Raw genomic sequence first — 9,156 nt, 5'->3', positions numbered from 1 at the left:
CCAGTGAACTGGTCCGGGGCCCTTCCCATGCACAGGGTGCAAGAACTAGGGCAGCTGAGCCGCCCGCGCCTCCCGCCGGTTACCCCGGAAGTTGTTCACCCGCCGAGCCGTGGCGAAGAGGGGAATGACGGCCCCCATCACCAACTGCAACGCACACCCGGTCTGCAGCAGCAGCTGCCCACCCGGCGCGTCGAACGCCCAGGCGGCGAGCAGCGCCATGCTGAGCACGATCCAGGAGAGCATCGCCACCGCGAGGCGCCCGCGCGGCTTCGGGTACTCGACCCGGCTCACCATCAGCCACGCCGTACCGATGATCGCCATGAGCGTGGCGACGAACGGCAGCTCAAGCAGCACGATCGAGACGACCGTCAGCGCGCCGAACGGCGACGGCATGCCCTGGAAGGTGCCGTCCTTGACGGTGACGCACGAGAATCTCGCCAGGCGCAGCACGACCGCCAACAGGACCACGATCCCGCCCACCGCCGCGACCCGCTGGTGCGCGTCGTCGGCGACCATGCCGTACACGAGCACGAAGTACGCCGGCGCCAGACCGAAGCTGATCAGGTCCGAGAGGTTGTCCAGCTCCGCGCCCATCGGGGACGAGCGCAGCTTGCGGGCGACCAGACCGTCGAACAGGTCGAAGACCGCCGCGCAGAGCATCAGGATCACGGCCGTGGCGGCGCTGTGCCGCGCCATGCCGGTCTCCTGGCTGCCCGTGAGGTGCGGGATCAGGATGCCGGTGGTGGTGAAGTACACCGCCATGAAGCCGCACGTGGCGTTACCGAGCGTGAGCGTGTCCGCTATTGAGAGGCGGAGAGAGAGGGGCATCTCCTCCTCGTCGTCCAGCTCGTCGGCCTCCGGCACCCAGCCGGTCTGCGTCTCGGGATCAATCACGGTCAATGCGAGTCACCCCCGCCACGGTCTTCTGGCCGACCTCCACGTCGACCTCCACGCCCTCGGGAAGGTAGATGTCGACGCGCGACCCGAAGCGGATCAGGCCGATCCGCTCACCCTGCTCGACCTTCGTGCCCTGCGGGATGTACGGCACGATGCGCCGTGCGACCGCACCGGCGATCTGGATCATCTCGATGTCGCCGAGCTCGGTGTCGAAGTGCCAGACAACGCGCTCGTTGTTCTCGCTCTCCTTGTTGAACGCCGGAACGAAGCCGCCGGGGATGTGCTCGACCGACGTCACCGTGCCGGAGAGAGGCGCGCGGTTGACGTGGACGTTCAGCGGGCTCATGAAGATCGCGACGCGGGTGCGCCCGTCCTTCCACGGCATGATGCTCTGCACCACACCGTCGGCGGGCGAGATGACCCGGCCCTGGGTGATCTCGCGCTCGGGGTCGCGGAAGAACCACAGCATGCCCGCCGCGAGAGCGGTGGCGGGTACGGCCACGGCCTTGGCGGCGCCGGACTTGCGCGCGCGTACCAGGCTGAGGGCTGCGGTGGCGACGGTCGGGAGGAGCCACGGCGATGCTCCGCGCGCAAGACGTACGCCGGCCAGGCTGTCGCGTGGTGCAGAGGTTTGGCTGTGGGGCATGGATGACCTTCGTAGCGGATGATGCCGCGCTGTGACTGGGGACGGCGGCTTTCCCGGGATCGTACCGGTCGCGGGCCACAACTGGGTAAGCCAGGAAGCCGAGTCGGTGTCCGAAGAGTGCTGACGGGGTGTGATCTTCTTCTCGATGAAAACACCCCGAATCGGTATATCTAACCCTGCAGCCGATACTCTTCGAGCAGCCTGCGTCCGATGATCATTTTCTGGATCTCGGCGGTACCTTCACCGATGAGCAGCATCGGGGCCTCGCGGTAGAGGCGCTCGATCTCGTACTCCTTTGAGAAGCCGTAGCCGCCGTGGATCCGGAAGGCATCTTCCACGACCTCCTTGCAGTACTCGGAGGCGAGGTACTTCGCCATCCCTGCTTCGAGGTCGTTTCGCTCCCCGGAGTCCTTTTTGCGCGCCGCATTGACCATCATCGCATGGGCGGCCTCGACCTTGGTAGCCATCTCGGCCAGTTTGAACTGGATCGCTTGGTGCTGAGCGATCTGCTTGCCGAAGGTGTGGCGCTGCTGGGCATAGGAAACGCCCAGCTCAAACGCACGCTGAGCGACACCGCAACCACGCGCGGCCACATTGACGCGGCCCACTTCGACCCCGTCCATCATCTGATAAAAACCTCGGCCGGTGGTGCCGCCGAGCACGCGATTGGCCGGAATGCGCAGGCCATCCATGATCAGCTCGGTGGTGTCGACCCCCTTGTAGCCCATCTTGTCGATCTTCCCGGGGATGGTCAGGCCGGGGCGGACCTCACCGAAACCCGGCTCCTTCTCCACGAGGAAGGTCGTCATCGACTTGTGGGGCGCGGTGCCCTCGGGGTGGCCTTCGTCACTCTTCACGAGAACGGCCACGAGAGTCGACGTTCCGCCGTTCGTGAGCCACATCTTCTGCCCGTTCAGGACATATTCATCGCCGTCCTTCACCGCCTTCGACGTGATGGCCGACACGTCGGAGCCGAGCGCCGGCTCGGACATGGAGAACGCGCCGCGCACCTCGCCCGCCGCCATGCGCGGCAGGAAGTACTCCTTCTGCTCCTGCGTGCCGTGCTGCTTGAGCATGTAGGCCACGATGAAGTGGGTGTTGATGATGCCGGACACCGACATCCAGCCGCGCGCGATCTCCTCCACGCACAGCGCGTAGGTGAGGAGCGACTCACCCAGGCCCCCGTACTCCTCGGGGATCATCAGCCCGAAGAGCCCCAACTCCTTGAGCCCGTCGACGATCTGCTGCGGGTACTCGTCGCGGTGCTCCAGCCCGGTCGCGACCGGGATGATCTCCTTGTCGACGAAGTCCCGTACGGTCGACAGGATCTCCCGCTGGATGTCGGTCAGACCGGCGGTCTGGGCGAGTCGCGCCATGGCTACTTCTCCTGCTCCTTGAGCTGGGGCCGGCCGGGCTGTTCGCCGCCGCGCTCCTTGATGTACGTCTCGGTGGGAACCATCACCTTGCGGCGGAACACGCAGACCAGCGTGCCGTCCTGCTTGTAGCCCCTCGTCTCGACGTACACGATCCCGCGGTCGTCCTTCGACCGGGAGGGCGTCTTGTCGAGGACCGTGGTCTCGCCGTAGATCGTGTCGCCGTGGAAGGTCGGCGCGACGTGCTTGAGCGACTCGACCTCCAGGTTGGCGATCGCCTTGCCCGACACGTCGGGGACGGACATGCCCAGCAGCAGGGAGTAGATGTAGTTCCCGACCACCACGTTCTTCTTGAAGTCGGTGGTGTTCTCCGCGTAGTTGGCGTCCATGTGGAGCGGATGGTGGTTCATCGTGAGCAGACAGAAGAGGTGGTCGTCGTACTCGGTGACGGTCTTCCCGGGCCAGTGCTTGTAGACCGCCCCGACCTCGAACTCTTCGAAGGTTCGCCCGAATTGCATGTGCTCAGGCCTCCGGCGCTTCGAACTTGGACGTGCGTTCCATGCCCGCGGCGCGGCCCTTGCCCGAGATGACCAGGGCCATCTTGCGGCTCGCCTCGTCGATCATCTCGTCGCCGATCATCGCGGAGCCCTTCTTGCCGCCCGCCTCGGACGTGTAGTACTCGTACGCGTCCAGGATCAGCTCGGCGTGGTCGAAGTCCTCCTGGGACGGCGAGAAGATCTCGTTCGACGCCTCGACCTGACCGGGGTGCAGCACCCACTTGCCGTCGAAGCCGAGGGCCGCGGCGCGCCGGGCGACCTCGCGGTAGCCGTCCACGTTGCGGATCTGCAGGTAGGGGCCGTCGATCGCCTGGAGGTTGTTGGCGCGGGCGGCCATCAGGATCTTCATCAGGATGTAGTGGTAGGCGTCCGCCGGGTAGCCGGGCGGCTGCTCGCCCACGACCAGCGACTTCATGTTGATCGACGCCATGAAGTCGGCCGGGCCGAAGATGATCGTCTCGACGCGCTGGGAGGCCGTCGCGATCTCGTTGACGTTGTTCAGACCCTTGGCGTTCTCGATCTGCGCCTCGATGCCGATCCTGCCGACCTCGAAGCCCATGGTCTTCTCGATCTGCGTCAGGAGCAGGTCGAGGGCGACCACCTGCTGGGCGTCCTGCACCTTCGGCAGCATGATGCAGTCGAGGTTGGTCCCCGCGCCCTCGACGACCGTCACGACATCGCGGTACGTCCACTCGGTCGTCCAGTCGTTCACGCGCACGACCCGCGTCTTGCCCGTCCAGTCGCCCTCGTTGAGGAACTTGACGATGGTGTGCCGCGCCTCCGGCTTGGCCAGCGGCGCGCACGCGTCCTCCAGGTCGAGGAAGACCTGGTCGGCGGGCAGGCCCTGGGCCTTCTCCAGGAAGCGGGGGTTCGAGCCGGGCACGGCCAGGCAGGAGCGCCGCGGGCGCAAACGGTTGACCTGGGGAACAGGGCTGGTCATGCGGGGACCTCCAGAGGGTCGAGCTTGTTCGCTTTCCGGATCTCGTCGACGATACGGCCGATGATTCCCGTGATGTCGAAGTCCTTCGGGGTGAAGACCGCGGCCACTCCCGCGGCCCTCAGCAGCTCGGCGTCGGCGTTCGGGATGATCCCGCCCGCGATCACCGGGATGTCGGCCGCGCCCGCCTCGCGCAGCCGTTCCAGCACGTCGGGCACCAGCTGGGCGTGCGAGCCCGACAGGATGGACAGGCCCACGCCGTGGACGTCCTCGGCGACGGCCGCGGTCACGATCTCCTCGGGGGTGAGCCGGATGCCCTGGTAGACCACCTCGAAGCCGGCGTCACGGGCCCGTACGGCGATCTGCTCGGCGCCGTTCGAGTGCCCGTCCAGGCCCGGCTTGCCCACCAGGAAGCGGAGTTTGCCGACGCCCAGGTCCCTGGCGGTGAGCTCCACCTTGCGGCGGACGACCGCCATGGCGGTGCCCTCCTCGGCGGTCACCGCGACGGGCGCGGACGACACCCCGGTGGGCGCGCGGAACTCGCCGAACACCTCGCGCAGGGCGCCGGCCCACTCGCCGGTCGTGACCCCGGCGCGGGCGCACTCCAAGGTGGCCTCCATGAGGTTGCCGGTGCCCTTGGCGGCTTCCTTCAGCCGCTCCAGCGCCTTGCAGGGGCGCGGGTGGTTGAAAGGCGGCTGGTAGCGGGTGTCGCGCCACTCCTGGAGGGCCGCGGTCACCCGGGCCTCGACCGCCGGGTCGACCGTCTGGATCGCGGCGTCCAGATCGGCCGTGAGCGGGTTGGGCTCGGTCGACTCGAAGATGTTGACGCCGACGATCTTCTCGTCACCGGACTCGATACGGGCCCGGCGCTGCGCGTGCGACGACACGAGCTGGGACTTCAGGTAGCCCGACTCGACGGCCGCCATCGCGCCGCCCATCTCCTCGATCCGCTCGATCTCGGCGAACGAGTCCTCGACCAGCTGGGCGACCTTGGCCTCCACGACGTGCGAGCCGTCGAAGATGTCCGCGTACTCCAGCAGGTCGCTCTCGTAGGCGAGGACCTGCTGCATGCGCAGCGACCACTGCTGGTCCCAGGGGCGGGGGAGGCCCAGCGCCTCGTTCCAGGCGGGCAGTTGGACGGCACGCGCGCGTGCGTCCTTCGAGAGGGTGACGGCCAGCATCTCCAGCACGATCCGCTGGATGTTGTTCTCCGGCTGGGCCTCGGTCAGGCCGAGGGAGTTGACCTGGACCCCGTACCGGAACCGGCGGTGCTTGGGGTTCTCGATGCCGTACCGCTCGCGGGTGATGCGGTCCCAGATGCGGCCGAAGGCGCGCATCTTGCACATCTCCTCGACGAACCGGACGCCCGCGTTCACGAAGAAGGAGATACGCGCGACGACGTCCCCCTTCTGGTCCTCGCGGATCTGCCCGGACGCGAACACCGCGTCCAGCACGGCGATCGCGGTGGACATCGCGTACGCGATCTCCTGGACCGGGGTGGCTCCCGCCTCCTGGAGGTGGTAGCTGCAGATGTTGATCGGGTTCCACTTGGGGATGTTGTTGACCGTGTAGCAGATCATGTCCGTCGTCAGACGGAGGGAGGGCACCGGCGGGAACACGTGCGTGCCCCGCGACAGGTACTCCTTCACGATGTCGTTCTGGGTCGTCCCCTGGAGCGTGGTGATGTCGACGCCCTGCTCCTCGGCGACGACCTGGTAGAGCGCCAGCAGCCACATGGCGGTGGCGTTGATGGTCATCGAGGTGTTCATCTGCTCCAGGGGGATGTCCTGGAACAGCCGGCGCATGTCACCGAGGTGCGAGACCGGCACGCCGACCCGGCCGACCTCGCCGCGAGCGAGGATGTGGTCGGGGTCGTACCCGGTCTGGGTCGGCAGGTCGAACGCGACCGACAGACCCGTCTGCCCCTTGGCGAGGTTGCGCCGGTACAGCTCGTTGGACGCCTCCGCGGTGGAGTGGCCGGCGTAGGTCCGCATGAGCCACGGCCGGTCCTTCTCGGTGCGCTCCTGCGGCGTCTGGCGCTCTGTCATCTTCGGACCTCAGACGTTCCGGAAGCGGTTGATGGCGTCGACGTGCTGGGCGCGCTTCTCCTGGTCGCGCACACCGAGACCCTCGGTGGGCGCCAGCGCCAGGACCCCGACCTTGCCCTGGTGGAGGTTGCGGTGCACGTCGTACGCGGCCTGCCCGGTGTCCTCCAGCGAGTACACCTTGGACAGCGTCGGGTGGATCCTGCCCTTCGCGATGAGCCGGTTGGCCTCCCAGGCCTCGCGGTAGTTGGCGAAGTGCGAGCCGATGATCCGCTTCAGCGACATCCACAGGTAGCGGTTGTCGTACTCGTGCATGTAGCCCGAGGTCGAGGCGCAGGTGGTGATCGTGCCGCCCTTGCGCGTGACGTACACGGAGGCGCCGAAGGTCTCGCGGCCCGGGTGCTCGAAGACGATGTCGATGTCCTCGCCGCCGGTGAACTCGCGGATGCGCTTGCCGAAGCGCTTCCACTCCTTGGGGTCCTGGGTGCGCTCGTCCTTCCAGAACCGGTAGTCCTCGGCGTTGCGGTCGATGATCGCCTCGGCGCCCATCGCCCGGCAGATGTCCGCCTTCTGCGGGCTGCTGACCACACAGATGGGGTTGGCGCCGCCGGCGAGCGCGAACTGCGTGGCGTAACTGCCGAGGCCGCCGCTCGCGCCCCAGATGAGGACGTTGTCGCCCTGCTTCATCCCGGCGCCGTTGCGGGAGACCAGCTGCCGGTACGCGGTGGAGTTGACCAGACCGGGCGCCGCGGCCTCCTCCCAGCTGAGGTGGTCGGGCTTGGGCATCAGCTGGTTGGACTTGACGAGCGCGATCTCGGCGAGGCCGCCGAAGTTGGTCTCGAAGCCCCAGATGCGCTGCTCGGGGTCGAGCATGGTGTCGTTGTGTCCGTCGCTGGACTCCAGCTCGACGGACAGGCAGTGCGCGACGACCTCGTCACCGGGGTGCCAGGCGTTCACGCCGGGACCGGTGCGCAGCACGACGCCCGCGAGGTCCGAGCCGATGACGTGGTACGGCAGGTCGTGGCGCTTGGTCAGCTCGCTGAGCCTGCCGTAGCGCTCCAGGAAGCTGAAGGTGGACACCGGCTCGAAGATCGAGGTCCACACGGAGTTGTAGTTGACCGAGGAGGCCATCACGGCCACCAGGGCCTCGCCGGGGCCGAGCTCCGGCACCGGCACGTCGTCCAGGTGGATCGACTTGCGCGGGTCCTTGTCGCGGGTGGTGAGCCCGGCGAACATCTCCGTCTCGTCCTTGTGCACGGTGATCGCGCGGTACGACTCGGGGAGCGGTAGCGCGGCGAAGTCGGCGGACGTGGCGGTCTGCGACTGGATCGCGTCCAGGATTTCCTTCACGGTGTTGCCTCCGGCGATGAGCGTCCGAGGGAGGACGCTGAGGGTTACGTCGGGGTGGGTAGCTGCTGGTGAGACGTGCCGTCGGTTCGGCAGAGGGGTGGTGCTCGGCAGCGCTTTGTGGCGCGGAAGGTTGCCTGTGACGCAGGCGTCCGGGCTCGCAGGCATTGGCTTGCGGGGACAGCCGGCGTACGAAGGTTCTCTGCACGCCGGCCGCCCGGACAACTTCAACGTATGACACTGCGTGTCATCTAGCAAGGCACCGAGTGCCAACAATTTCTCTCAGTTGTCATCTGCCCGTCACAGATGAGCGATGATCGATCAAGCGCGGTCGAAAAAGGGGATGGAAAAGGGGATGGAAAAGGGGCACAGCCCGAGTGGGCGTGCCCCTTCAGTGGTGGGTGCGGGTCGTCGCTACGACCGTTCCTTCAGCGCCTGCTCGATGGTCCGCATCACCTGGTGCAGCGGCGCGTCCACCCGGGCGACGGTCACCAGCACCTCGCCCTCCACCGACGCGCTGGACACGGGCGCCGCGTGCGCGGCCGTGTCCCGGCCGGCGCCTATCCCCGTGCCGAAGGTCTTCCTGACGATGGAGAAGGCATGGTCCAGCTGCGCCTCGACATCGCCCTGGGCGCCCGCCCGCAGCCATCTGCGCAGCACGTGGTTGTGCGCGGTGACCACGGCCGACGCGGCGACCTCCGCGAGCAGCGGGTCGTCGTTGGCGTCGTCGTCGTGGGCGTGCTCGTCGAAGTGCCCCAGCAGATAGCGGGTGAACAGCCGCTCGTACCGGGCCACGGACGCGATCTCAGCCTCGCGCAGCGTCGGCACCTCGCGTGTGAGCTTGTAGCGCGAGACCGAGATCTCCGGGCGGGCCGCGTACATCTGCATGACTTCCTTGATCCCGCGGCACACCGTGTCCAGCGGATGCTCGTGCGCCGGCGCGGCGTTGAGCACCGCCTCGGCCCGGATCAGGGTGTCGTCGTGGTCCGGGAAGATCGCCTCCTCCTTGGACCGGAAGTGCCGGAAGAAGGTGCGCCGGGCCACCCCGGCCGCGGCCGCGATCTCGTCGACCGTCGTCGCCTCGTACCCCTTCGTCGCGAAGAGCTCCATCGCCGCGGCCGCCAGCTCGCGGCGCATCTTGAGCCGCTGCGCCGCGGCGCGACCGCCCGCGGCGCTCTCCGGCGCGTCGGACGTGGCTGGTGTACGGGAGGACTTGGCGGGCTGGGACATGCCCCGAACGTACTGCATGGACGCGCCGGAGCGCTCCCGACCGGGTCTTTCTCCGCCGGGGCCCAGGGCCCCGGTGGAGGAGCCGGCGGGGTCGAGCAGCCCGCCCCAGTCCGCACGCCTGCCT

The 9,156-nt window shown here is 67.8% G+C and carries 8 protein-coding genes; all 8 read right to left on the bottom strand.

The window, feature by feature from the left end:
- Nucleotides 1-45 precede the first annotated feature (45 nt).
- Entirely contained in the window at nt 46-864 is an 819-nt protein-coding gene (pssA, locus tag ACFWGJ_RS37530; RefSeq protein WP_107016960.1) for a CDP-diacylglycerol--serine O-phosphatidyltransferase, read from the bottom strand.
- 22 nt (nt 865-886) lie between these two features.
- On the bottom strand, nt 887-1,543 hold the full coding sequence (locus ACFWGJ_RS37525) for a phosphatidylserine decarboxylase (RefSeq protein WP_107016765.1): 657 nt from the start codon (nt 1,541-1,543) through the stop codon (nt 887-889).
- 170 nt (nt 1,544-1,713) lie between these two features.
- Nucleotides 1,714-2,919 carry an acyl-CoA dehydrogenase family protein gene (locus tag ACFWGJ_RS37520; RefSeq protein ID WP_387333448.1) on the bottom strand — a complete coding sequence of 402 codons (1,206 nt, stop codon included), beginning with the start codon at nt 2,917-2,919 and terminating at the stop codon, nt 1,714-1,716.
- Between the two features lie 2 nt (nt 2,920-2,921).
- Nucleotides 2,922-3,434: a MaoC family dehydratase gene (locus ACFWGJ_RS37515; RefSeq protein ID WP_387333447.1), complete on the bottom strand. Its 513-nt coding sequence runs from the start codon at nt 3,432-3,434 to the stop codon at nt 2,922-2,924.
- 4 nt (nt 3,435-3,438) lie between these two features.
- Nucleotides 3,439-4,413, bottom strand: a complete 975-nt coding sequence (locus ACFWGJ_RS37510; protein WP_387333446.1) for an HpcH/HpaI aldolase/citrate lyase family protein — start codon at nt 4,411-4,413, stop codon at nt 3,439-3,441.
- On the bottom strand, nt 4,410-6,458 hold the full coding sequence (locus tag ACFWGJ_RS37505; protein WP_387333445.1) for a protein meaA: 2,049 nt from the start codon (nt 6,456-6,458) through the stop codon (nt 4,410-4,412). Before ACFWGJ_RS37505 ends, ACFWGJ_RS37510 begins: the two co-directional genes overlap by 4 nt.
- Before the next feature lie 9 nt (nt 6,459-6,467).
- On the bottom strand, nt 6,468-7,805 hold the full coding sequence (ccrA, locus tag ACFWGJ_RS37500; RefSeq protein ID WP_387333444.1) for a crotonyl-CoA carboxylase/reductase: 1,338 nt from the start codon (nt 7,803-7,805) through the stop codon (nt 6,468-6,470).
- 411 nt (nt 7,806-8,216) lie between these two features.
- On the bottom strand, nt 8,217-9,050 hold the full coding sequence (locus ACFWGJ_RS37495; RefSeq protein ID WP_387333449.1) for a TetR family transcriptional regulator: 834 nt from the start codon (nt 9,048-9,050) through the stop codon (nt 8,217-8,219).
- Nucleotides 9,051-9,156: the final 106 nt, after the last annotated feature.

Origin of the sequence: Streptomyces sp. NPDC060205 (assembly GCF_042728395.1) — a bacterium.
Taxonomy (GTDB): domain Bacteria; phylum Actinomycetota; class Actinomycetes; order Streptomycetales; family Streptomycetaceae; genus Streptomyces.
The sequence above is the reverse complement of the archived record's forward strand: the minus strand, read 5'-3'. Positions and strand labels throughout refer to the sequence as shown.

What these genes read in the sequence shown, in the direction of transcription:
- ACFWGJ_RS37495 (WP_387333449.1), bottom strand. Translation starts at nt 9,050, where the DNA reads ATGCAGTACGTTCGGGGCATGTCCCAGCCCGCCAAGTCCTCCCGTACA.
- ACFWGJ_RS37510 (WP_387333446.1), bottom strand. Translation starts at nt 4,413, where the DNA reads ATGACCAGCCCTGTTCCCCAGGTCAACCGTTTGCGCCCGCGGCGCTCC.
- ACFWGJ_RS37520 (WP_387333448.1), bottom strand. Translation starts at nt 2,919, where the DNA reads ATGGCGCGACTCGCCCAGACCGCCGGTCTGACCGACATCCAGCGGGAG.
- ACFWGJ_RS37515 (WP_387333447.1), bottom strand. Translation starts at nt 3,434, where the DNA reads ATGCAATTCGGGCGAACCTTCGAAGAGTTCGAGGTCGGGGCGGTCTAC.
- ACFWGJ_RS37525 (WP_107016765.1), bottom strand. Translation starts at nt 1,543, where the DNA reads ATGCCCCACAGCCAAACCTCTGCACCACGCGACAGCCTGGCCGGCGTA.
- ACFWGJ_RS37505 (WP_387333445.1), bottom strand. Translation starts at nt 6,458, where the DNA reads ATGACAGAGCGCCAGACGCCGCAGGAGCGCACCGAGAAGGACCGGCCG.